Source organism: Pseudomonas sp. FW305-25, assembly GCF_017351415.1.
GTDB lineage: Bacteria > Pseudomonadota > Gammaproteobacteria > Pseudomonadales > Pseudomonadaceae > Aquipseudomonas > Aquipseudomonas chlororaphis.
The window spans coordinates 166,547-190,385 of the sequence record NZ_JACNDE010000005.1 but is presented as its reverse complement, the minus strand read 5'-3'; the positions used below and the strand labels follow the sequence as shown (position 1 = coordinate 190,385).

22 protein-coding genes and 1 pseudogene are annotated in these 23,839 nt (G+C 66.3%); 15 read left to right on the top strand and 8 right to left on the bottom strand.

Annotation, left to right across the window (positions count from 1 at the left end):
* Positions 1-74 precede the first annotated feature (74 nt).
* The 3 genes from nudC to J4E58_RS07560 form a co-directional block, all read right to left on the bottom strand.
* A complete protein-coding gene (gene nudC / locus J4E58_RS07570; protein WP_087090651.1) occupies positions 75-905 on the bottom strand; it encodes an NAD(+) diphosphatase in 831 nt (276 codons plus the stop codon).
* A 6-nt stretch (positions 906-911) separates the two neighbouring features.
* Entirely contained in the window at positions 912-1,724 is an 813-nt protein-coding gene (locus tag J4E58_RS07565) for a crotonase/enoyl-CoA hydratase family protein (RefSeq protein WP_087090649.1), read from the bottom strand.
* A 114-nt stretch (positions 1,725-1,838) separates the two neighbouring features.
* Entirely contained in the window at positions 1,839-2,621 is a 783-nt protein-coding gene (locus J4E58_RS07560; protein ID WP_087090647.1) for a class I SAM-dependent methyltransferase, read from the bottom strand.
* A 145-nt stretch (positions 2,622-2,766) separates the two neighbouring features.
* On the opposite strand from J4E58_RS07560, the gene J4E58_RS07555 reads away from it, so the two are divergent.
* Both J4E58_RS07555 and pncA read left to right on the top strand, forming a co-directional pair.
* Positions 2,767-3,027: a hypothetical protein gene (locus J4E58_RS07555; RefSeq protein WP_087090645.1), complete on the top strand. Its 261-nt coding sequence runs from the start codon at positions 2,767-2,769 to the stop codon at positions 3,025-3,027.
* Positions 3,028-3,105: 78 nt separating this feature from the next.
* Positions 3,106-3,768, top strand: a complete 663-nt coding sequence (pncA, locus tag J4E58_RS07550; RefSeq protein WP_053261447.1) for a bifunctional nicotinamidase/pyrazinamidase — start codon at positions 3,106-3,108, stop codon at positions 3,766-3,768.
* A gap of 65 nt (positions 3,769-3,833) precedes the next feature.
* On the opposite strand, the gene J4E58_RS07545 is transcribed toward pncA, so the two are convergent.
* Positions 3,834-5,135: an ATP-binding protein gene (locus J4E58_RS07545; protein ID WP_087090643.1), complete on the bottom strand. Its 1,302-nt coding sequence runs from the start codon at positions 5,133-5,135 to the stop codon at positions 3,834-3,836.
* Positions 5,136-5,139: 4 nt separating this feature from the next.
* A complete protein-coding gene (locus J4E58_RS07540; protein WP_009044166.1) occupies positions 5,140-5,841 on the bottom strand; it encodes a response regulator transcription factor in 702 nt (233 codons plus the stop codon).
* Positions 5,842-6,057: 216 nt separating this feature from the next.
* On the opposite strand from J4E58_RS07540, the gene J4E58_RS07535 reads away from it, so the two are divergent.
* The 13 genes from J4E58_RS07535 (at position 6,058) to J4E58_RS07475 (ending at position 20,618) form a co-directional block, all read left to right on the top strand.
* Positions 6,058-7,215 carry an efflux RND transporter periplasmic adaptor subunit gene (locus J4E58_RS07535; protein ID WP_087090641.1) on the top strand — a complete coding sequence of 386 codons (1,158 nt, stop codon included), beginning with the start codon at positions 6,058-6,060 and terminating at the stop codon, positions 7,213-7,215.
* Positions 7,216-7,227: 12 nt separating this feature from the next.
* Complete coding sequence (locus J4E58_RS07530) at positions 7,228-10,356, top strand: efflux RND transporter permease subunit (RefSeq protein ID WP_087090639.1); 3,129 nt, start codon at positions 7,228-7,230, stop codon at positions 10,354-10,356.
* Positions 10,357-10,533: 177 nt separating this feature from the next.
* On the top strand, positions 10,534-11,175 hold the full coding sequence (locus tag J4E58_RS07525) for a DUF1345 domain-containing protein (RefSeq protein ID WP_007923170.1): 642 nt from the start codon (positions 10,534-10,536) through the stop codon (positions 11,173-11,175).
* Between the two features lie 75 nt (positions 11,176-11,250).
* Positions 11,251-12,090: an AraC family transcriptional regulator gene (locus J4E58_RS07520; RefSeq protein WP_087090637.1), complete on the top strand. Its 840-nt coding sequence runs from the start codon at positions 11,251-11,253 to the stop codon at positions 12,088-12,090.
* Positions 12,091-12,142: 52 nt separating this feature from the next.
* Positions 12,143-12,766, top strand: coding sequence for a LysE family translocator (locus J4E58_RS07515; RefSeq protein ID WP_087090635.1), 624 nt, complete (start codon positions 12,143-12,145; stop codon positions 12,764-12,766).
* 141 nt (positions 12,767-12,907) lie between these two features.
* A complete protein-coding gene (locus tag J4E58_RS07510; protein ID WP_087090633.1) occupies positions 12,908-13,852 on the top strand; it encodes a choline ABC transporter substrate-binding protein in 945 nt (314 codons plus the stop codon).
* 70 nt (positions 13,853-13,922) lie between these two features.
* Positions 13,923-14,849: an alpha/beta hydrolase gene (locus tag J4E58_RS07505; RefSeq protein WP_087090631.1), complete on the top strand. Its 927-nt coding sequence runs from the start codon at positions 13,923-13,925 to the stop codon at positions 14,847-14,849.
* 96 nt (positions 14,850-14,945) lie between these two features.
* Positions 14,946-15,140, top strand: coding sequence for a hypothetical protein (locus tag J4E58_RS07500; RefSeq protein WP_101338175.1), 195 nt, complete (start codon positions 14,946-14,948; stop codon positions 15,138-15,140).
* A gap of 28 nt (positions 15,141-15,168) precedes the next feature.
* Positions 15,169-16,197, top strand: a complete 1,029-nt coding sequence (locus J4E58_RS07495) for a LacI family DNA-binding transcriptional regulator (protein ID WP_087090629.1) — start codon at positions 15,169-15,171, stop codon at positions 16,195-16,197.
* A gap of 252 nt (positions 16,198-16,449) precedes the next feature.
* Complete coding sequence (locus tag J4E58_RS07490; RefSeq protein WP_087091161.1) at positions 16,450-17,232, top strand: sugar phosphate isomerase/epimerase; 783 nt, start codon at positions 16,450-16,452, stop codon at positions 17,230-17,232.
* Positions 17,225-18,211 carry a sugar kinase gene (locus J4E58_RS07485; RefSeq protein ID WP_087090627.1) on the top strand — a complete coding sequence of 329 codons (987 nt, stop codon included), beginning with the start codon at positions 17,225-17,227 and terminating at the stop codon, positions 18,209-18,211. The genes J4E58_RS07490 and J4E58_RS07485 overlap by 8 nt, the downstream gene beginning before the upstream one ends.
* A gap of 99 nt (positions 18,212-18,310) precedes the next feature.
* A complete protein-coding gene (locus J4E58_RS07480; protein ID WP_087090625.1) occupies positions 18,311-19,606 on the top strand; it encodes an MFS transporter in 1,296 nt (431 codons plus the stop codon).
* Positions 19,607-19,625: 19 nt separating this feature from the next.
* Complete coding sequence (locus J4E58_RS07475; protein ID WP_087090622.1) at positions 19,626-20,618, top strand: D-glycerate dehydrogenase; 993 nt, start codon at positions 19,626-19,628, stop codon at positions 20,616-20,618.
* Between the two features lie 134 nt (positions 20,619-20,752).
* Here J4E58_RS07475 and J4E58_RS07470 read toward each other — a convergent pair whose 3' ends face one another.
* The 3 genes and pseudogenes from J4E58_RS07470 to J4E58_RS32210 all read right to left on the bottom strand — a co-directional run.
* Positions 20,753-21,949 (bottom strand): pyridoxal phosphate-dependent aminotransferase, encoded by a 1,197-nt coding sequence (locus J4E58_RS07470; protein ID WP_087090620.1) that lies wholly within the window; start codon positions 21,947-21,949, stop codon positions 20,753-20,755.
* A gap of 37 nt (positions 21,950-21,986) precedes the next feature.
* Positions 21,987-22,850, bottom strand: a complete 864-nt coding sequence (locus tag J4E58_RS32215) for a methyl-accepting chemotaxis protein (protein ID WP_370686818.1) — start codon at positions 22,848-22,850, stop codon at positions 21,987-21,989.
* Positions 22,845-23,597, bottom strand: a pseudogene (locus J4E58_RS32210) (MCP four helix bundle domain-containing protein); the annotation flags it as partial. The pseudogene J4E58_RS32210 and the gene J4E58_RS32215, both read right to left, overlap by 6 nt.
* Positions 23,598-23,839 lie beyond the last annotated feature (242 nt).

Below are 23,839 nucleotides of genomic sequence, written 5' to 3'. Positions count from 1 at the left end.
GACAGCGGGCGAACCCAGTGGATTCGCCCGCGCTGTTTGTTTCCAGCTCCTTCCAGCTTGCTTCCAGCCGGGGCTCAACCCGGCAATACAGGCTCCGCCAAGCCCAGGCGCCGCGCCACATACAGATCGATCAGGTAACGGGCAATCGAGCGTGACGCCGGCAGCGGCGGCAACGCATGTACGTTGAACCACTGTGCATCCTCGATCTCGTCTTCCTGCGGCACGATCTCGCCGCCGGCGTACTCGGCATGAAAACCCAGCATCATCGAATGCGGGAACGGCCAGCACTGGCTGCCGATGTACTGGATATTCCTGACCTCGATCTGCACCTCTTCGCGCACCTCGCGCACCAGGCAGTCCTCGGCCGATTCGCCCGGCTCGGCGAACCCAGCCAGGGTGCTGTAGACCCCGGGGACGAAACGCGGCGACCGCGCCAGCAACACCTCGTCGCCGCGAGTGATCAGCACGATCATGCTCGGCGAAATCCGCGGGTAGCTGCGCAGGTCGCAAGGCTCGCAGTACATCGCCCGCTCGCGCATCACCTGGGTCATGGGTTGGCCGCAGTTGCCGCAGAAGCGGTGCTCGCGGGCCCAGGTGCCGATCTGCGCGGCATAGCCCAGGACTTTGTACAAGGTGTGATCGCCGTCGAGCATGAACGCCCGCAGGCCTTTCCAGTTGCAGCCCGGCACCTCGGAAACGCTCTTGAGCTCCAGCAGGTACACCGGCTCGCCATCCAGGTGGCCGATGCCGTGCTCGGCGAGGATCGGCAGGTCCTGGCGCTTGAGCCATTCGCGGGGGAACAGCGCGCCGTTGTCGTCGAACAGAAAGCCCTGTGGGCCGCGGGCCACGGCCCAGCCGCCGGGAAGGTCGATATCCAGTACTGCGGTGGTCCAGCGTGAAGTCATGTTCAATCAGTCCAGAAATTCAGGTTTCTGTTTGCTCATATGGGCAGCCATGGCCACGCGCAGGTCGGTGGATTGCAGCATGGCGGCGTTCCAGGTAGCGATGTATTCCAGGCCGTCGTCGATGCGGTGGTCGCGCATGTAGCTGATCATTTCCTTGGTACCGCTGACGGCGATCGGCGACTTGCTGGCGATTTCCCAGGCAATGCCCATCACGCCGTCGAGCAGGCTTTCGCTGTCGGCGTAGGTGCGATTGACCAGGCCGATGCTGCGCGCCTCCTCGGCGCCGAAGGTGCGCCCAGTGTAAGCCAGTTCGCGCAGCATGCCGTCACCGATGATACGCGGCAAACGTTGCAACGTGCCGACATCGGCGGCCATGCCGATATCGATTTCCTTGATCGAGAATTGCGCGTCCGCGGCGGCGTAGCGCATGTCGCAGGCGGCGATCAGGTCGATGGCGCCGCCCAGGCAGTAACCCTGGATCGCCGCCAGCACCGGCTTGCGGCAGTTGTCGACGGCATTGAAGGATGCCTGCAGCTGCAGGATCTTGCGCCGCAGCAGGCGCGCGTTGCGCCCGACGTCCTTGCCCAGTTCGTTGGCCACGCCCGCCAGCATCATCAGGTCGATGCCCGAGGAAAAGTGCTTGCCGGCGCCGCTCAGCACCACCACGCGGACCGCGTCGGTGTCGTCGATCCAGCGGAAGATCTCGATGATCTCACTCCAGAACGCGGCGTTCATCGAGTTGATCTTTTCCGGCCGGTTGATCTGCACATGGGCGATGTTGTCAGCAAGTTCGACGCGAAAGGCTTGATATTCGGACATGGCAGCATTCCTTACCGGGCAAAAAAATGAGGCCCGAACTATAGCAAGGGCCTGTGCCGCGCAGTAAGGCAGCGCATCGGCCAAAACCGGGACTGCTCTCTCCTGCAAAAGCAATCAGGGGATTTTGTGGGCCCAGAACGCCGCGGTTTCGTAAGGCACGCTGACCACGCATTTATCCCGCAGCTCCGGTTCTTCGGCGATCAAGGCGGCGATCTGCCGGTCGACCTCCGCCCTCTGCGCATCCGGCAAGGCCGCAATAAAGCTGGTGGAGCGCACCCGATCGAAAATCACGTTCTGCGGCGCGCCGCTGTGGCTGTTGCGAAAGTGCTGCTCCTGCAAGGGCGTGAAACTCGGATGGGGAAAGGCCTGGCGCCAGGCCCCGGTGTAATAGCGCGGCGTGTCGCCTTGCAGGGCGTTGACGATCCGGTCCAGGCGCTGCACCCACGGCACCCGCGCATCGCGCAGGTTCCACACCAGGCCCAGGCGGCCGCCCGGCTTGAGCACCCGGGCGATTTCGCTCAACGCTTCATGGCTGGCAAACCAGTGAAAGGCCTGGGCGCAGACCACGGCGTCCACCGATTCGTCGGCCAGCGCAATAGCAGTGGCGGTGCCGCTCAGGGCTTCGGCCTGGGGATAGCGGGCGGCGAGCCTGGCGCGCATCTGCGCCACCGGCTCCACGGCGATCACCCGCGCCCCGGTGGCCAGCAGGCGCCCGGTGAACTTGCCGGTGCCGGCGCCGAGATCGACCGCCACCTGGCCGGCCTGCAAGCCCAGGCTTGTGCGCAGCCACTGGTCCAGTGCCGGCGGGTAGTCCGGGCGGCCACGCACATAGGTGTCGGCCGCGCCCTTGTAGCCGTCGGCGGCAGCGTGATGGATCGCAGGTTGCGGGTCTTTCATCGGTCGGCTCCAGATCATTGGCCAGTGCTGCCCAGCATAGCCCCGCCCAGGCGACTGACGGCATGAAAAATCTGTCAGTTTGGGCAGCGCGGCCAGGGCGATGGACCTTTAATGGAGGGACCGCTATCCGCATGGAGACCGCGCGATGAACATCCCTGCCCTCGCCTTCGGCGCCCCGCTGCTGCTCGCCGGCGGCCTGCTGACGACCTTGCTGGCGGTCGCCGCCAACTGCCCGGACGGCCAGGTCTGGGACAGCAAGAACCAGCGCTGCGTCAGCCAGCGCACCACCCGGCTACCGGACGCCGACCGCACCGACCAGGCCAGTGGCCTGCTCCCCCATAACCGCTATGAAGAGGCCATCGCCGCTGGCGGCAAGACCCGAGGTCAGTCGATTCCCACGCCCTGACCGGCGGAACGGCGCCATGGAACGGGCACGCTATGCTCTGGGAGAATGGACTCATTGCTCAACCCAGGGAGCTTGCACATGCCTACTGCCAAAACCGCCAGCAGCCGTCGCTCACGCAAGGCACTGCTGGTCATCGACGTACAGAACGACTTCATCCCCGGTGGCGCGCTGGCCGTGCCCGGAGGCGACCAGATCGTGCCCTTGATCAATCGCCTGGGCAGCCACTTCAAGCAGGTGGTGATCGCCCAGGACTGGCACCCGGCCGGGCATATCTCGTTCGCCTCCAGCCACGACGGCCACGCACCGAACGACATCATCCAATTGCCCTATGGTCCGCAGGTGCTCTGGCCGGACCATTGCGTACAGGCCAGCCGTGGCGCCGAACTGCACCCCAAACTCAACCTGCCCCACGCCCAGTTGATCCTGCGCAAGGGCTGCAATCCGGATATCGACAGTTACTCGGCCTTCGTCGAGGCGGACCGCAGCACCACGACCGGCCTGGCCGGCTACCTGAGCCAGCGCGGCATCGACACGGTGTATCTGGTGGGACTGGCCCTGGACTATTGCGTGGCCTGGTCGGCGCTGGATGCGCGGGCGGCGGGGTTCAATACCTTCGTGATCGTCGATGCCTGCCGGGCCATCGACATGGACGGCTCGCTGGACAAGGCCACCCGGCAGATGCGCGCGGCGGGGGTGAACCTGATCAAGGCCAGCGAGCTGCAGCCGACCGCATTGTGCTGATGCAGCACCTTCCCTAAACGCCGGTGTGCCGGGCACTCCCCGTCGCCGGGGGTGCCCGGCAAGGCTCAGGCCGGCATCGGCAGCCACAGGCGGAAACGCGCGCCGCCCAGCGGTGAGGCTTCGACGGTCAGGGTCCCGCCCTGGGCTTCCAGGGCCCGGCGGCTGATGGCCAGGCCGAGGCCGAAGCCGCCGGTGGCGCGATCGCGGCTGCGGTCCAGGCGGTAAAAGGGTTCGAACACCCGCTCGCGCTCGTCGTCGGGAATGCCGATGCCATCGTCGTCGACCCAGATTTCACAGCCGCGCTCGCTGACGTGCACCCCCACCTGGATACGCTTTTCGCAATAGCGCGTGGCGTTGCGCAGCAGGTTCTGGATCGCCCGGGCGGTCAGCCGCGGGTCGAGGCTGAAGCGCTCCAGGCTGCCGTGCAGCAGCACATCGATGACGATGTCCGGGGATTCCAGTTCGTCGTCGACGCTGCCGAGGATGCTGTCGATAAACTCGTCCAGCGACACCTCCACCTGCTCCGGCAACTGCGCCGGGATCTGCAGACGGCTGTAGGACAGCAGCTCGAGCACCAGTTCGTCCAACTCGCGAATATGCGCCACCAGCCCTTGCAGGCGCTCGCGGCTGGTGGCCGGCAGGTCGTCGGAGAGCGCCAGCGCCAGGCCGAAGTCGAGCCGGGTCAAGGGCGTGCGCAGCTCGTGGGACACCGCGTTGAGCAGGTCGCGTTGCTGGTTCAGCAGGTTCTCGATGTCGCCGGCCATGGTATCGAAGACATTGGCCAGGCTGCCGATGTTGGAGCTTGCGGAAATCTGCGTGCGCTCGCTCAAATGGCCCTTGCCGAAACGCTCGGCGGCGTGTTTCAGGCGCTCCAGGTCGCGCCAGTGCGGCCGCAGCCAGAGCAACAGGCAGGCGAGCATGGTCGCGCCGATCAGCACGTTGATGCTCCAGTACAGCAGGCTGACGTCGATCGGGTCCGGCGGCACCACCATCTGCACTGCCATCTGCTCGTCCAGCGGCGCCACCGCGAGGGTGCGCCAGCCCCAGTCGCCGACCCGCACCACGTTCTCGCCGCGTTGCAGGCGTTCGCGCTCGTACAGGGTGAAATCGGCGTCATCGTTGCGGGTCAGGACGATGTGCAGCGGCTGGAATTCCTGGTCCATTTCCGCGGCCAGGGCCGGCCACTGCTCTGAGGGCACGCCGCGAAACTGTTTGACGATCAGGGTCTGCAGGCCCCGGGAATAATCCAGGTTGTAAGTGACGAAACGCTCGTGGAAGACCTTCACCACCAGCTCCGGCACCAGGTAGATCGCCGCGCTGAACGAGACGATGGTCACCAGGTACAGGCGAATCAGGATTCTCAGCATCGATTCAGCATTCCCATTCGGAACGGCTGAACAGGTAACCCTTGCCCCACACGGTCTTGATCTTGCGCGCCTCGCCGGCATGGTCGTCAAACTTGCGCCGCAGCTTGGAAATCGCCACGTCCACCGAGCGGTCAGTGCCGTTGAACTCGATGCCCCGCAGGCGTTGCAGGATCTGGTCGCGGCTCAGCACCTCGCCGGCATGCCGGGCCAGCACCACCAGCAGGTTGTATTCGCCGCTGGACAGCTCCACCAACTGGTCGCGCCAGCTCACGGTGCGCTCCGACAGGTCGATGCACAGGTTGCCCATGAGGATCCGGTCGCTGGCGGTCTGCGGCTCGCCGAGGCTGCTGCGGCGCAACAAGGTGCGCACTCGCGCCAGCAGCACCCGCGGCTCGCAAGGCTTTGTCACATAATCGTCGGCGCCCATTTCCAGACCCAGCACCTGATCATGGCTATCATCACGGGCGGTCAGCATCAGGATCGGCAGCGACGCCGAATCGGCCCGCAGCAGGCGGCAGACCTGCAAGCCGTCCAGGCCGGGCAACATCAGGTCGAGAATCACCAGGTCCGGCGGGTTGACCCGCGCCCGTTCGCGCACCTGGTCGCCGCGGCTGATGACATTGACCTGATAGCCGTTGCGCTCCAGGTAACTGGCGATCAGTTCGGAGAGCGCGGAGTCGTCTTCGACCAGAAGGATGTTGGGCATGGGGATTGAAGTCTTTGAGTGAATAAAAACACAGCGACAACGTTCCTTAGAATGTTCCCTGGGAAGCCGTCGCCCGATCAGCGAGGCACAAAGGATATACAACCTCGCGCCCGCCCGAGCATTCGTTTCACACTTTTTCACACAGCACCTACACAGCTTCACAGCGGTCCTAGCGGCATGCCCTTAGCATGCCGCAGTCATCATTGGGGTATCAGCATGTCGAAAAACCTGTTTGCGCCGTTCTGCCTGTTGTTGCTGGCAGCCGCGCTGAGCGCTTGCGACCAGGCCTCCACCGCCGAAGAACAGGCGCCGTTGGCCAAGGTCCGGATCGAAACCGTCGAGACTCGCCCGCTGTCGATCAGCAGCGAACTGAGCGGGCGCATCGCCGCGCCGCGTATCGCCGAGGTGCGCGCACGGGTGGCCGGGGTGGTGCTGCAACGGACCTTCCGCGAAGGCACCGACGTCAAGCAGGGCGACGTGCTGTTTCGCATCGACCCGGCACCGTTCAAGGCCGACCTCGACAGCGCCCTGGCCAGCCTGCGCAAGGCCGAGGCCAACGCCTTCCAGGCCCGCTTGCAGGAGCAGCGCTACGCCCAGTTGATCGAAGACCAGGCCATCAGCGCCCAGGAATACGACAACGCCCGGGCCAACGCGCGCCAGACCGCCGCCGACGTAGCCGCCAACCAGGCCGCCGTGCAGCGCGCCCGGCTGAACCTGGGCTATGCCACCGTCACCGCGCCAATTTCCGGGCGCGTCGGCCGCGCCCTGGTCACCGAAGGCGCACTGGTGGGCCAGAACGAAACCACGCCGCTGGCGCTGATCCAGCAACTGGACCCGATCCACGCCGACCTCACCCAGTCGACCCGCGAGCTCAACGACCTGCGCCGGGCCTTCCGCGCCGGCCAGTTGCAGCAGGTCGGCCAGGACCAGGCCAAGGCCACGCTGATCCAGGACGACGGCAGCCTCTACCCGCTGCCGGGCAAGCTGCTGTTCGCCGACCTCAGCGTCGACCCGAGCACCGGCCAGATCATCCTGCGCAGCGAGTTCCCCAACCCGGACCTCGACCTGCTGCCCGGCAGCTTCATTCGCGTACGCCTGGAGCAGGCGGTGAACCGCCAGGGCATCAGCGTGCCGCAGCGGGCCATCCAGCGCGACAGCGCCGGCATCGCCCAGGTGTTGCTGGTGGATGCCGAGCAACGGGTGGTCCAGCGTCCGGTGCAACTGGGCGCCGTGCAACAGGACCGCTGGATCGTCAGCGACGGCCTCAAGGCCGGCGACCGTATCGTCGTCGAGGGCCTGCAGCACGCCCGTCCGGGCGAAAAGGTGCAGATCGACGACAGCCCTCTTCCCCTTGCCCAGACCACTGGACAGTAGGTAGGAACCCTCATGCCGCAATTCTTTATCGACCGTCCGGTGTTCGCCTGGGTGGTCGCCCTGTTTATCCTGCTGGCCGGCGCCCTTTCCATCCCGCAGTTGCCGGTGGCGCAGTACCCCAACGTCGCCCCGCCGAGCATCGAGATCTACGCCGTGTACCCGGGCGCCTCGGCGCAGACCGTGGACGAAAGCGTGGTCAGCCTGATCGAGGAAGAACTCAACGGCGCCGACCACCTGCTGTACTTCTCGTCCCAGAGCAGCCTGGGCAGCGCCACCATCACCGCGACCTTCCAGCCGGGCACCAACCCGGAAATGGCCCAGGTCGACGTGCAGAACCGCCTCAAGGTGGTCGAGCCGCGCCTGCCGCAGGCGGTGACCCAACAGGGCCTGCAGGTGGAAAAGGTCTCGGCCGGTTTCCTGCTGCTGATCACCCTCACCTCCAGCGACGGCAAGCTCGACGACACCGCGCTCAGCGACTACCTGGCGCGTAACGTGATGAACGAGATCCGCCGCCTGGACGGGGTCGGCAAGGCCCAGCTGTACGGCGCCGAGCGCGCCATGCGGGTGTGGATCGACCCACAGAAGCTGATCGGCTTCAACCTGACTCCGGCCGACGTCAACGCGGCGATCGTCGCGCAGAACGCCCAGGTCTCGGCCGGCAGCATCGGCGACCTGCCGAGCCACTCGACCCAGGAAATCACCGCCACGGTATTGGTCAAGGGGCAGCTGTCGACCCCGCAAGAGTTCGCCGACATTGTCCTGCGGGCCAATCCGGACGGCTCCACCGTGCGCATCGGCGACGTCGCCCGGGTGGAAGTCGGCAGCCAGGAATACCAGTTCTCCACCCGCCTCAACGGCAAGCCTTCCACTGCGGTCGGCGTGCAGCTGTCGCCGGGGGCCAACGCCCTGAGCACCGCGACCCTGATCCGGGCGAAGATGGACGAGCTGTCGCGCTACTTCCCGGCCGGCGTGGAATACAAGATCCCCTACGACACCTCGCCCTTCGTCAAGGTCTCGATCACCAAGGTGGTCTACACCCTGGGCGAAGCCATGTTGCTGGTGTTCGCGGTGATGTTCCTGTTCCTGCAGAACATCCGCTATACGCTGATCCCGACCCTGGTGGTGCCGGTGGCACTCATGGGCACCTTCGCCACCATGCTGGCGCTGGGTTTCTCGATCAACGTGCTGACCATGTTCGGCATGGTCCTGGCCATCGGCATCCTGGTGGACGACGCCATTGTGGTGGTGGAGAACGTCGAACGGATCATGGCCAGCGAGGGCCTGTCGCCCAGGGAGGCGACGCGCAAGGCGATGCAACAGATCACCGGCGCCATCGTCGGCATCACCCTGGTGCTGGTGGCGGTGTTCCTGCCGATGGCCTTCATGCCCGGTTCGGTGGGCGTCATCTACCAGCAGTTCTCGCTGTCGATGGCCACCTCGATCCTGTTCTCGGCCTTCCTCGCCCTGACCCTGACCCCGGCCCTGTGCGCCACCCTGCTCAAGCCGATCGCCAAGGGCGAGCACCATGAAAAAGGCGGCTTCTTCGGCTGGTTCAACCGGCGCTTCGAAAACCTCAGCGACGGCTACCAGCGCTGGGTCGCCTACGCGCTGAAACGCTGCGGCCGCTACCTGCTGGTGTACGGCGTGCTGCTGGTGGGCCTGGGGCTGCTGTTCAGCCGCCTGCCCTCTTCGTTCCTGCCGGTGGAAGACCAGGGTTACACCATCACCGACATCCAGCTGCCACCGGGCGCGAGCAAGAACCGCACGATCCAGGTGGTGGAACAGATCGAGGCGCACAACGCCAGCGAGCCAGGGGTCGGCGACAGCACGGTGATTCTCGGCTTCAGCTTCTCCGGCAGCGGGCAGAACGCCGCGCTGACCTTCACCACCCTCAAGGACTGGTCGCAGCGCGGCAGCGACGACTCGGCGCAATCCATCGCCGACCGGGCCAACGCCGCCTTCAGTGAAATCAAGGACGCGGTGTCCTACGCCGTGCTGCCACCGCCGGTGGACGGCCTGGGCACCTCCAGCGGCTTCGAGTTCCGCCTGCAGGACCGCGGCGGCCTCGGCCATGCCGCGCTGATGCAGGCCCGCACCGACTTGCTGGCCGCCGCGGAAAAGAGCCCGATCCTCGTCAACGTGCGCGAAAGCGCCCTGGCCGAGGCGCCGCAGGTGCACCTGGAAGTCGACCGCAAGCAGGCCAATGCCTTGGGCGTGTCCTTTGCCGACATCGGCAATGTGCTGTCCACCGCGGTCGGTTCCAGCTACATCAACGACTTCCCCAACCAGGGGCGGATGCAGCGGGTGGTGGTCCAGGCCGAGGGCGATCGACGCAGCCAGGTGGAAGACCTGCTGAAGATCAACGTGCGCAACAACCTCGGCAAGATGGTGCCGCTGTCGGCCTTTGCCCAGGCGCGCTGGACCCAGGGCCCGACCCAGTTGACCCGCTACAACGGCTACCCGGCCATCAGCATTTCCGGCGAGCCGAGCGCGGGCCACAGCACCGGCGAGGCCATGGCGGAAATCGAGCGCCTGGTCAGCCAGCTGCCCACCGGCCTGGGCCAGGAATGGACCGGCCTGTCGCTGCAGGAACGCCTGTCCGGCAGCCAGGCGCCGCTGTTGCTCGGGCTGTCGCTGCTGATCGTGTTCCTGTGCCTGGCGGCGCTGTACGAGAGCTGGTCGATTCCGACCTCGGTACTGCTGGTGGTGCCCCTGGGCGTGCTCGGCGCGGTGCTGGCGGTGACCCTGCGCGGCATGCCCAACGACGTGTTCTTCAAGGTCGGGCTGATCACCATCATCGGCCTGTCGGCGAAAAACGCGATCCTGATCATCGAGTTCGCCAAGAGCCTGTACGACGAAGGCCACGACCTGGTGGACGCCACGGTGCAGGCCGCGCGCCTGCGCCTGCGGCCGATCGTCATGACCTCGCTGGCGTTCATCCTCGGCGTGGTGCCCCTGGCCATCGCCAGCGGCGCCAGTTCGGCCAGCCAGCAGGCCATCGGCACCGGGGTGATCGGCGGCATGATCACCGCGACCCTGGCGGTGGTGTTCGTGCCGGTGTTCTTCGTGGTGGTGATGAGGCTGGTCCGGCGCAACGGCAAAAAAGCGGTGAGCGTCGCGACGCCAGGAGCGGCCGAATAGTCATGCGGTGGCGGGTCTTCAGCGTATCGAGTGACCGTTAAAGGCTTATCAAGTCATCGTTAAAGACTCATCGCGAGCAAGCTTCGCTCCTACACAAGAGCCATGTAACCGCAGGGGCCCCGCCCCTGCGGCGACGGCATGCTAAGGTTTGCGGCAAATCCGCCACTGCGAGCCGCCATGTCCCTTCTTGTACGTACCCACCCTCGCCTGACCATCGGCGCCCTTATCGGCCTGGCCGCGGGCGTCCTGGTGCCGGCCGACACCCTGATCAGCAAGATTCTCATCGGCTGGAACGCCGGGGTCTGGAGCTACCTGGCGCTGATGTGCTGGCTCACCGCGCGCTCCAAGGCCGACGATGTGAAACGCATTGCCGAGGTCGAGGACGAAAACGCCGGGCTGGTGCTGCTCATGGTCTGCATCGCGGCCATCGCCAGCCTCGCCGCCATCACCCTCTCGCTGTCCGGCAGCAAGGACCTGGAAACCGGCCGGCGCCTGCTGCACTACGCCTTTACCGGCCTCACGGTGATCGGCTCCTGGCTGCTGATCGGGGTGATCTTCAGCGTGCACTACGCCCGCCTCTACTACACTTGGAACGGCAAGGACCCGGCCCTGCGCTTTCCCGAAGGCCTGACCACCCCCAATTACTGGGACTTCCTGTACTTCTCCTTCACCATCGGCGTGGCGGTGCAGACTTCCGACGTCGGTGTCGCCACCCGCGAGCTGCGCAAGATCGTCCTGGCCCAGTCGCTGATCGGCTTTCTGTTCAACACCGCGATCCTCGGGTTTTCCATCAACATCGCCGCCGGGCTGTTCGGTTGAAGCCGCACAAATCTTCTAGACCCACTCTGGCCGGCGGGCGCTAACTGTCACGCTCGCCCTTGCCACGGACACGCCATGAACGCGCACAACTGGATCGATCTGGCCCAGGACGCCGATACCGGCATCGAAACCCTGCGCGCCCATTTCACCGGCCATGCCTACGACCCTCACTGGCATGACAGCTACCTGGTGGGCGTGACCGAAGAAGGCGTGCAGCAATTCCACTGCCGGCGCGAGCGTTTTCACAGCACCCCGGGCAAGGTGTTCCTGCTCGAGCCAGGGGAAATCCATGACGGCGATGCCCCCACCGAAAGCGGCTTCACCTACCGCATGCTGTACCTCGACCCGAACTGGCTGGAGCGTGAGCTGAGCGCGCTGTTCGAAGAGGCGCCGGCCGACAGCCAGCTGAGTTTCGCCACCACCCTGGCCAGCGACCAACGCCTGGCCCTGGCCACCAGCAATGCCTTCCACAGCCTGCACCACGGCGAGCTGCGCATCGTCCGCCAGAGCGCCCTGGACCAGTTGCTCGACCAGCTCACCGGCCACCTGCACTGGCGCAAGCGCTACCACGCAGACCCGCGCCTGCCCCTGGTGGCGCACAAGGCCCGCGACTACCTGCATGCCCACGCCCAGCAGGACATCAGCCTGGACGAGCTGGGCGCGGTCTGCGGCGTCGACCGCTTCCGCCTGACCCGCGCCTTCAAGGCCGCCTATGGCCTGCCGCCCCACGCTTACCTGGTGCAGTTGCGCCTGGCCAAGGCCCGACGCCTGCTGGCCCGCGGCGAACAGCCGGCCGAGGTGGCCATGGCCCTGGGGTTCGCCGACCAGAGCCATATGGGCCGCTGGTTCGTCCGCGCCTATGGCCTGACCCCGGCGGCCTACCGCAAGCGCTGCTCAAACCTTCCAGACGCCTGAACCCGCACCGGCGAAGATCGCCTCCCTCGATCTTCACTGGAGCCTGCCCACGATGTTCTCCTTCTTACCTTCCCTGCCCAGCCTGCTGCCCTTCCTGCTGTTCGCCTTCGTCGCCTCGATCACCCCGGGGCCGACCAATATCCTGGTGCTGAGCAACAGCGCCCGCTACGGGTTCAAGGCCGCGCTGCCGATCGTTGTCGGCGCCTGCGTGGCCGCCGCCGGCATCGTCATGCTGGTGGGCAGCGGCCTCGGCCGCACGCTGATGGAAGTGCCCGGCCTGCCGAGCGCCATGCGCTGGGCCGGGGTGATCTGGTTGAGCTACCTGGCCTGGCAGATCTTCCGTGCCCCGGCCGCGTCCCTCGACCCACAAGCGGACACCCACCACCGGCGCCTGGGCCTGCTCGGCGCCGCCAGCCTGCAACTGGTCAACCCGAAAACCTGGATGATGGCCCTGGCCGTGATCAGCGTGTTCGCCGGCAACGGCAGCGAACGCCAGGACCAGGTGTTGTACCTGTCGCTGGTGTTTTCCCTGGTGTCATTGCCCTGCCTCGGCGCCTGGGCGCTGCTCGGCGCCGGCTCCGCCCGGCTGCTGCGTTCGCCACTGGCCTTGCAGCGTTTCAACCAGGGCATGGCACTGTTGCTGCTGGTCTCGGCCTGGGCGAGCCTGTGGGCCTGAAGAGGCTGGCCGCCGTCGCCCCAGTGCAAAAGCCAGTCGCCTCAGGGCGCTTTCATAACGATCAGGGTTACCTAAAGTGGTGGGCACGGCGCAACAAGACGCCGCCCCCGACAATAACGACCTGCCGAACGAGACCCTCCGATGAAAACCCTGTTCAAGCCTTGTCTCCCGCTGCTCTGTGGCGCCCTGCTGCTCAGCGCCAATGCCTGGGCCAGCGAGCCCGCCTCCTGCAAGACCGTGCGCATGGGCGTGGTCAACTGGACCGACGTCATCGCCACCAGCGGCATGGCCGACGTGCTGCTGACCGGCCTGGGTTACGACAGCAAACAGACCAGCGCCGTGCAGCAGATTATCTTCGCCGGCATCCGCGACAAGCGCCTGGACGTCTTCCTCGGCTACTGGCAACCGGCGATGGACAAGAACATCGCGCCGTTCCTCGAGGCCGGGCAGGTCAAGGTCCTGGACCAACCGAGCCTGGCCGACGCCCAGGCCACCCTCGCCGTGCCGGACTATGTCGCCACCGCGGGCCTGAAGACCTTCGCCGACATCGCCCGCTTCAAGGAGCCACTGGGCGGCAAGATTTATGGCATCGAGCCCGGCAGCGGCGCCAACACCACCATCAAGACGATGATCGACAGCGACCGCTTCGGCCTCAAGGGCTTCAAGCTGGTGGAGTCCGGCGAGGCCGGCATGCTCGCGGCGGTGCAACGGGCGATCAACCGCAAGGAGTTCGTGGTCTTCGTCGGCTGGACCCCGCACCCGATGAACATCAACATGCGAATCGCCTACCTGACCGGCAGCGAAGACGTCTACGGGCCCAACGAAGGCGCGGCCAGGGTGTCCACCGTCACCGCGCCGGACTACGCCGAGCGCTGCCCCAACGTCCAGCGCTTGCTGCAGAACCTGACCTTCAGCGCAGCCCAGGAAAGCCAGCTGATGGTACCGATCATGGAACGCAAGACGCCCCAGGACGTGGCGCGGCAATGGCTGCGCGAGCACCCCGAAGACCTGCAACGCTGGCTGGCCGGGGTCAGCAGCTTCGAGGGCAAGGACGGCGTGGCGGCGGTGCAGGCCAGCCTGAAATAGTGGCGTCCTGCCGGTCTCATCGCGAGCCAGCTCGCGATGGCCCTCTTCCAGACAACGGACACCTCCAGCCATGCGCCACTACCCGCTCTCCCCCCAACTCGCCGCCTTCGTCGAGCGCACCCTGAGCTTCACCAGCCCCGACAACAGCTTCAAGAGCCTGCGCGACAGCTACAGCCGCATGTGCCGCGCCTTCACCCCGCCCCGTCCCGAGGGCCTGCGGGTCAGCGAATTGCAACTGGCCGGGGTGCCGGCACGCGCCTATTGCCCCGCCCGCCCGATGCCCGCGGACGGCTGGCCTTGCCTGTTGTACCTGCACGGTGGTGGCTGGGTGGTCGGCGACCTGGATTCCCACGACTTCATCACCGCCTACCTGGCGGCGCAGTTGCAGGTGCTGGTGATTGCCGTGGATTACCGCCTGGCGCCCGAGCATCCGTTCCCCGCCGCCTTCGACGATTGCCTGGCGGCCTGGCGCGCCTTGCAGGCCGGCGCCAGCCCCTTTGCCCTGGATGCCCGGCGGCAGCTGGTGATCGGCGACAGCGCCGGCGGCAACCTCGCCGCGGCCTTGTGCCTGGCCCTGCGCGATGCCGGCGAACAGCTGCCCGCCGCCCAAGTGCTGCTGTACCCCGGCCTCGGCGGAGGCGCCGACCTGCCCTCGCGCAGCCAGTGCGCCGACGCGCCGCTGCTCGGCAGCAACGACCTGGACGCCTACCAGGCCCTGTACCTGCCCGGCCCGGAACGGCATTCGCCTTATGCCCGGCCCTTGCTGGCCACGGACTTGCGCGGCCTGCCCGCCGCCTTTATCGCCCTGGCGCAGTTCGACCCGCTGCGCGACGACGGCGAGCTGTATCACCAGCGACTGCTGGCCGCCGACGGCCACAGCCAGCTGTACCCGGGCCTCGGCCTGGTGCATGGCTGCCTGCGCGCCCGAGGCCTCGCGCCGGAGGTGGATGCGCTGTATGGCGCCTTGCTCGACTATCTGCGGGGCTGCCTCGAATAGTTTTTCTCCGGGAAACCGCGTGGTCTTTAATCGCGGGCAAGCCTCGCTCCTACGAAGAGCCCGTCACGCGCATGACTTCCCCCGTAGAAGCGAGGCTTGCCCGCGATCACCAGCAACGCAGGTGCCAGACACCTCCCTCTACCGAAGAAGACCGCCCGCGATCGACTGCATGACATTTTTTTCATGCCGCTGGCGCTGATCGCGCTTGACGGCGAAAGCGCTTTGCTGTTTCCTGAAACCGGTTTCAGCGATGCGGCGGAACGTCGCACCTGGAGCGGATACACCCCATAACAAGAACGCCAAAGACAGGTCGCCGCCCGTGAACAGTTTTTCCGCCGCCCAGCGCAGCCGCGTCACCATGCTCGATGTCGCCGAACGCGCCGGGGTCTCCAAGGCCAGCGTGTCGCGCTTTATCGGCGAAGACCGCGCCCTGCTCTCCGATGCCATCGCCCTGCGCATCGAACAGGCAATAGCCGAACTGGGCTACCGCCCGAACCAGATGGCCCGTGGCCTGAAACGCGGGCGCACGCGCCTGATCGGCATGCTGGTGGCCGATATCCGCAACCCCTATTCGATTGCCGTGATGCATGGCGTGGAAACCGCCTGCCGCCAGCACGGCTACAGCCTGGTGGTGTGCAACACCGACCGCGACGACGAGCAGGAGCGCCAGCACCTGGCCAACCTGCGCTCGTACAACATCGAAGGCCTGATCGTGAACACCCTGGGCCATCATCTGGACGAACTGCGCGAACTGCACCGGGAAATGCCCATGGTCCTGGTGGACCGCAAGGTCGAGCAACTGCACAGCGACCTGGTCGGCCTGGACAACCCGCAAGCCGTGCGCAGCGCCATCGAACACCTGCAAGAGCGCGGCTACCGCGACCTGCTGCTGGTCAGCGAACCCCATGACGGCACCAGCTCGCGGATCGAGCGCAGCAACAGTTTCAAGGCGCAGATCGAGCAACGCCCGGGCTTGCAAGGCGCGGCGGTGGAAACCGGCGCCGCGCTGAACCAGCAACTGCAACAGTTCCTCGCCGCCCCCGGCCCCGGTCCGAAAGCGCTGTTCTGCGCCAACGGCGTCGCCGCCCTGGCCGCGACCCGGGCCTTGCGCGAGCTGGGCTGCGCGCTGTTCGACGAGATCGGCCTGATCGCCCTCGACGACCTCGACTGGTATCCGCTGGTGGGCAGCGGCATCACCGCCCTCGCCCAACCCACCGAACGCATCGGCGCCAGCGCCTTCGAGTGCCTGCTCAAGCGTTTGCGCGGCGATGTCGAGCCGCTGCGGGTGCTGGATTTCCCGGCCGAGCTGATCGTCCGCGGCTCCACCCGACAGCGAGGGTCTCTGTAACCACTGATCGACTCGGGAATCGCGGTGCCGGCGTAGCCGCTGCCGAGCCTGCGATCGGCAACGCAGTTGCCGCAAGACCTGCGTCCGCGATCGGCCTGGAAAACGCTTCGGCCGGGTTACGACGGCTACGCCGCCGATCGCAGCCTGCGGCAGCGGCTACAGGGAACGGCGCAGGCATGAAGATAGGGAAACGAGCTTCTTTTGGGGGGCTTTTTTTGAGCAGAAATGAAACCGGTTTCAGAGGCCATGACCATGAATAAATCGCCTGTCTCCATCAGCCTGTCCAGCTACGGCGCCGACCGCGTCCGTGAGCAGGGCCAAGGCAGTTTCATCGAGGTGCTGGCCGCCGCCGGCGCGTCGCGCATCGAATGGCGCGAAGAGCTGCTGACCGTCGAAGACCCGTCCCAGTTGGCCCGGGCCACCCGCGAGCGGCAACTGGAAAGCGTGTTTTCTTCGCCGCTGGAACTCTGGGTGGCCGGGCGTTCCCGAGCCAACCCGCTGCTGGAACAGGCGCAGCAACGGGCCGAAGCCTTCGGCGCGAAAAGCCTCAAGGTTTCCCTGGGGTATTTCACCGAGCACAACGACCTGCCCCAGCTGGCCCTGCTGCTGGCGCAGTCCCCGGTGCAGCTGCTGGTGGAAAACGACCAGACCCTGCACGGCGGGCGCATCGAACCCTTCCAGCGCTTCTTCGCCGAGGTCGAGCGCCACCGCCTGCCGGTGCAGATGACCTTCGATATCGGCAACTGGCAGTGGCAGGACCAGTCCGCCTCCGCCGCCGCGCGCCTGCTCGGCCGGCATGTCGGCTACGTGCACTGCAAGGCCGTGGCCCGGCGCGCCGACGGCAAGCTGGTGGCGATACCGCCGGGCATGGCCGACCTGCACCTGTGGGAACAATTGCTGCGGCACATGACTCAAGGTGTGACCCGGGCCGTGGAATACCCGCTGCAAGGCGAAGACCTGGTGCAGCTGACCCGCGAACACGTCGCCACCCTCGCCCGCCTCGGCCAGTCCCGCCTGGAGCACGCCCATGTCTGAGCTCGATATCCTGTCGTTCGGTGAAACCATGGCGATGTTCGTCGCCGAACAGAGCGGCGACCTGGCCCGGGTCGGCCACTTCCACAAACGCATCGCCGGCGCCGACAGCAACGTGGCCATCGGCCTGTCGCGCCTGGGCTTCAAGGTCGGCTGGCTGAGCCGGGTCGGCGCCGACTCCCTGGGGCGCTTCGTCATCGACAGCCTGCAAGCCGAAGGCGTGGACTGCCGCTACGTCGCCACCGACCGGCACCACCCCACCGGTTTCCAGCTCAAGTCCCTGGAGGAGCACGGCGACGATCCGCGGGTGGAGTACTTCCGCCGCGGTTCGGCGGCCAGCCACTTGAGCGTCGCCGACATCGCCCCCCAGCTGCTGCGCGCCCGGCACCTGCACGCCACCGGCATTCCCCCGGCGCTCTCGGCCTCGGCCCGGGAACTGTCCCACAGCCTGATGAGCAAGATGCGCGCGGCCGGCCGCAGCGTGTCCTTCGACCCGAACCTGCGGCCCAGCCTGTGGGGCAGCGAACAACTGATGATCGACGAAATCAACCGCCTGGCCGTGCTCGCCCACTGGGTGCTGCCGGGCCTGAGCGAAGGCCGCCTGCTGACCGGTTATGAAGACCCCGCCGACATCGCGGCGTTTTACCTGGACCAGGGCGTCGAGGCCGTGGCGATCAAGCTCGGTGCCCATGGCGCCTATTACCGCACCCAGCTGCACGAAGGTTTCGTCGAGGCCGTACCGGTGACCCAGGTGGTCGACACCGTGGGCGCCGGCGACGGTTTCGCCGTCGGCCTGATCAGCGCCCTGCTGGAAAACCACAGCGTCGCCGAAGCGGTGCAGCGCGCCAACTGGATCGGCAGCCGCGCGGTGCAGAGCCGCGGCGACATGGAAGGCCTGCCAAGCCGCGATGAATTACCGACGGTCGCTGCGCGACCGATCGCGAGCAAGCTCGCTCCTACAGGGGCTGCGCACGTTCTGTAGGAGCGAGCTTGCTCGCGATAAAACCGTGAAAACAACACCGCCTGATTGAACCAACGCGTTACCTGTCGCGACAAAAACAACAAGCTCAGGAGCACCCTTATGCAAACGCTGAAACTCGCCACCCGCCGCTGGTGGTACATCATGCCCATCGTGTTCATCACCTACAGCCTGGCGTACCTGGACCGCGCCAACTACGGGTTCGCCGCCGCCTCCGGGATGGCCGCCGACCTGATGATCACCCCGGGCCTGTCGTCCCTGCTCGGCGCCTTGTTCTTCCTCGGTTACTTTTTCTTCCAGGTACCGGGGGCGATCTACGCGCAAAAACACAGCGTCAAGAAGCTGATCTTCGTCAGCCTGATCCTCTGGGGCGGCCTGGCCACTCTCACCGGCGTGGTGTCCAACGCCTATTGGCTGATCGCCATCCGCTTCATGCTCGGGGTGGTCGAAGCCGCGGTGATGCCGGCGATGCTGGTCTACCTGTGCCATTGGTTCACCCGCGCCGAACGCTCGCGGGCCAACACCTTCCTGATCCTCGGCAACCCGGTGACCATGCTCTGGATGTCGGTGGTCTCGGGGTACCTGGTGGAGCATTTCAGCTGGCGCTGGATGTTCATCATCGAAGGCTTGCCGGCGGTGCTCTGGGCCTTTATCTGGTGGCGCCTGGCCGATGACCGCCCAAGCGCGGCGAAGTGGCTCAGCGACCAGGAAAAACACGACCTGGAAAACGCCCTGGCCGCCGAACAGGTGGGCATCAAGGCGGTGAAGAACTACGCCGAAGCCTTCCGCTCGCCCAAGGTGATCATCCTCGCCCTGCAGTTCTTCTGCTGGAGCATCGGCGTCTACGGTTTCGTGCTGTGGCTGCCGTCGATCCTCAAGCACGGCGCGCAGATGGACATGGTCGAGGCCGGCTGGCTGTCGGCGCTGCCTTACCTGGCTGCGGTGATCGCCATGCTCGGGGTGTCCTGGGGCTCGGACCGGATCCAGAAGCGCAAGCGTTTCGTCTGGCCGCCGCTGCTGATCGCCTCCTTCGCCTTCTACGGCTCCTACCTGCTGGGCGCCGAGCACTTCTGGTGGTCCTACAGCCTGCTGGTGATCGCCGGCGCCTGCATGTACGCGCCTTATGGGCCGTTCTTCGCCATCGTCCCGGAGATCCTCCCGGCCAACGTCGCCGGCGGCGCCATGGCGCTGATCAACAGCATGGGCGCCCTGGGCTCGTTCGGCGGCTCCTACCTGGTGGGCTACCTGAACAGCGCCACCGGCTCGCCCGGCGCCTCCTACCTGCTGATGAGCGGCGCGCTGCTGCTGTCGGTGCTGCTGACCCTCTTTCTCAACCCGGGCGCCAGCGACCGCCAGCGCAGCGCGCTGCCGGTACGTCGCCGCCTGGCGCATTCCTGAATCGAACAAGGTGAACCCCATGAAAAAACAGGTCGTGCTGTACAAGAAACTCTCGCCGCCGCTGATGGCCCGCCTGCACGAGCAGGCCCAGGTGACCCTGATCGAAGACCTCGGCGCCCAGGGCCTGGCCAAGCTGCGCGGCGCCCTGCCCGCTGCCCAGGGTCTGCTCGGCGCCAGCCTGCGCCTGGACGCCGAACTGCTGGACCTGGCGCCACGCCTGGAAGCGGTGGCCAGCGTCTCGGTGGGCGTCGACAACTACGACATCGACTACCTGACCCGCCGCGACATCCTGCTCAGCAACACCCCGGATGTGCTCACCGAAACCACCGCCGACACCGGTTTCGCCCTGATCCTGGCCAGCGCCCGGCGCGTGGTGGAGCTGGCCAACCTGGTGCGCGCCGGCCAGTGGAACCGCAATATCGGCCCGCTGCATTTCGGCAGCGACGTGCACGGCAAGACCCTGGGCATCATCGGCATGGGGCGGATCGGCGAAGCCCTGGCCCAGCGCGGCCATTTCGGTTTCGGCATGCCGGTGATCTACCACAGCAACAGCCCGAAGCCGGCGGTGGAACAGCGTTTCGGCGCCCGCTACTGCAGCCTGCCGGAGCTGCTGCAACAGGCCGACTTCATCTGCCTGACCCTGCCGCTGACGGACCAGACCCAGGGCCTGATCGGCCGCGAAGAGTTCGCCCTGATGCGTCCGGAAAGCATCTTCATCAATATTTCCCGGGGCAAGGTGGTGGACGAACAGGCGCTGATCGAAGCCTTGCAGCAACGGCGGATTCGCGCGGCCGGGCTGGATGTGTTCGAGCGTGAGCCCCTGGGCCACGACTCGCCGCTGTTGCAGCTGAACAATGTGGTGGCCACCCCGCACATCGGCTCGGCGACCTTCGAGACCCGCGAGGCCATGGCCCGCTGCGCGGTCGACAACCTGCTGGCGGCCCTGGCCGGCCAGCGTCCGGCCAACCTGGTCAACCCCCAGGCCTGGGAGCGCCGCAAGGCCGCGGTGTGACGCTGTAGCTGCCCGACCGTCCGATCCACCCTGTAGCCGCTGCCGCAGGCTGCGATAGGTCCGCAGGACCTCGGCGTCCTGAAGATCGCCACGACCGTTCCGGTCGATCGCAGCCTGCGGCAGCGGCTACAGGCTCAGCGGCGTTTTGAGGATCGGCCTTCGAGCAGATCCTGGGTGCAACGCACGATCCGCTGGCAGGCGTCCGCCAGACGCTGTTGATCCACCACCAGGCCGATACGGATATGCCCCGCCGCGCTGGGGCCGAAGGCCTCGCCGGCGAGCACCGAGACGCCGTGCCCTTCCAGCAGCAGCTCGGCGAATTGCTGGGCGCCCAGGCCGGTTTCCCGCACATCGACCATGACGAACATGCCGCCATCGGGCTTGACCGGCTTCAGCCCCGGGCATTGGCTCAACTGCGCGCACACCAGGTCGCGGCGCTGGCGATATTCCTCGCGCATCTGCTCCAGTTCCGGCAGGTCGGCGTCCAGCGCCACCACCGCGGCGTTCTGCACAAAGTCCGGCAATCCGTACAACATGCACAGCGCCAGATGGCTCAGGTGCCCGGCCAGGGCCTGGGGCGCCACCACCCAGCCGACCCGCCAGCCGGTCATGGCATGGGACTTGGACAGGCTGTTGATGGTCGCCGTGCGTTCGGCCATGCCCGGCAGGCTGCCGGGGCTGATGTGTTCGCCGTCGAACAGCAGGTCGCTGTAGACCTCGTCGGAAATCAGCCACAGGTCATGCTCGACGCACAGTCGCGCCAGGGCCTGCCAGGTTTCCCGGGACAGGCTGGCACCGGAGGGGTTGTTCGGGCTGTTGAGCATCAGCGCGCGGGTCTTCGGCGTGATGCGCGCGGCGACCGCGGAGGGCTCGACGCGAAAGCCGTTCTCCGGGCGCACCGGAATCGGCAACACCTTGGCCCCGCAGGCACCGAACACCCCTTCGTAGGTGACGTACATCGGCTCGGCCACCAGCACCTCGTCGCCCGGATCGAGCAGGCACTGGGCCACGGAGAACACCGCGCATTGCGCCCCCGGCAACACCACCACATGCTCGGCGTCCACCGCCTGGCCGCTGCGGGTGGCATGGCGGTGGGCGATGCGGGTGCGCAGCGAACGATTGCCGCGCACCTCCGAATAGTGGGTGTCGCCCGCCAGCAGGCTATCGATGGCGGCCTGGACGATCGGCCGCGGGGTGTCGAAATCCGGGTCGCCGATGGTCAGCAGCAGCACATCGACGCCCTCCTCGCGCAGCTCCAGGGCGCGGTAGTGAATCTGCCAGGCCGCGGCACCTTCGCCGGCGATCCGTTGGGTCAAGGCTGAATAGCGCATCTCGCTCTCCTTGGGCACGCATTCCAACAACCCTAACTCAAATCACAAAGCGCGCCACCATCGCATTCAAATCCACCGCCAGGCGCGACAGCTCATGGCTGGCGGCGCTGGTCTGGTTGGCCCCGGCGGCCGACTGGGTGGCCAGGTCGCGGATATTCACCAGGTTGCGATCGACCTCGCGGGACACCTGGGCCTGCTCTTCCGAAGCACTGGCGATCACCAGGTTGCGCTCGTTGATCAGGTTGATCGATTCGGCGATCTGCTCCAGGGCCACGCCGGCGGCGCGGGCCATTTCCAGGGTGTTCTGGGTGCGTTGGTTGCTTTGCTGCATCGACTGCACCGCCTCGCCCGTGCCGTTCTGGATGCCAGCGACCATCTTTTCGATTTCCTGAGTCGATTGCGCGGTGCGATGGGCCAGGGCCCGCACCTCGTCGGCCACCACCGCGAACCCGCGCCCGGCCTCGCCGGCGCGGGCCGCCTCGATGGCTGCGTTGAGGGCCAGCAGGTTGGTCTGCTCGGCGATGGCGCGGATCACATCGAGCACCTTGCCGATGTCGCGGCCCTGGGTGGCCAGGCCTTCGATCATCAGCGAAGTGCTCTGCACGTCGTGGGTCATGGTCTGGATCGCGTCGACGGTTTCCACCACCCGGTCGCGGCCTTCGCGGGCAGCCTGGGTCGACTGGTGCGAGGCTTCGGAAGTCGACACAGCGTTGCGCGCCACCTCTTCCACGGCGGCGGTCATTTCGTTGACCGCGGTGGCCGCCTGTTCGATTTCGTTGTTCTGCTGCTGCAAGCCACGGGAGGCTTCCTCGGTGACCGCGCTGAGTTCTTCCGAGGCCGAGGCCAGCTGGGTGGCCGAGCCGGAGATTTGCTCGATGGTCTTGCGCAGGTTGCCCTGCATCTCGTTCAGCGCCACCAACAGGCGGGCCGGCTCGTCCTTGCCGTCGACCTCGATGGCCTTGGTCAGGTTGCCCGCGGCGATGGTCTGCGCGGCCAGCAGCGCGCGGTTCAACGGGGTGACGATGCTGCGGGTCAGCAGCAGGGCCAGCACCACCGTGAGCAGGGCCGCGACCACCGCCACGGCGATGATGCCGGTGATGGCGCCGTGGTAATGCTCACCGGCCAGGTCAGACGCCTGGGTGGCCCCGGCCTTGTTGATCGCCACCAGTTTGTTCAGCTGTTCGCCCATCTGGTCGGTGCCGTCCTTGATCCGCGTATTGATCAGGGTGCGCAGCTCCTCGAGCTTGTTCTGTCGAGACAGCTCCAGCATGTCGTTCTGCGCTTGCAGGTACTTTTCCAGGGTGGCCGCGAAGGTCTTGTACAGGGCCACTTCCTCTTCCCCCGCCGGCAAGGCGGCGTAGCTGGCCTGGGCCTGCTTGAGCTTGTCCACCAGCACGCCGATACGCGTCTGCGCTTCCTGCAGGCCGGCCGGCTCGCGGTTGACCAGTACCCGGAACGAGAGAATCCGCAGGCGCAGCATGTTTTCGGTGACGTTGCCGAGGAACCCTACGCTGGGCAGCTGGTTGCTTTCCATTTCCAGGGAGGCCTGTCGGATGATCGACATGCGGTTGACAGCGAACACACCCAGCGCGATGACCAGCAACGCGATGAACGCAAAACCGAGGAAAGCTCGAGGCGCGATATTCATATTACGTAGGGACATAGGATGACTCTCGGGAATTGAGGACTGCGAGCATCCATGCACTGAACCCTGTCACCAGCGATGGCTGGCGGCCTGACAGGTGGGCGCCACTGTTGTAGTTGGTCTGTGGGCCTAATAGCGATATCGGCCGGGCTTTAGGTTTTTTGCAGGCCCCGGCGAAAATATTTTTCGTCGCCGCGAAAGTGTTTCAACGGTGAAACGGGTGGCCTTGCCGGATCGGTTCCGCG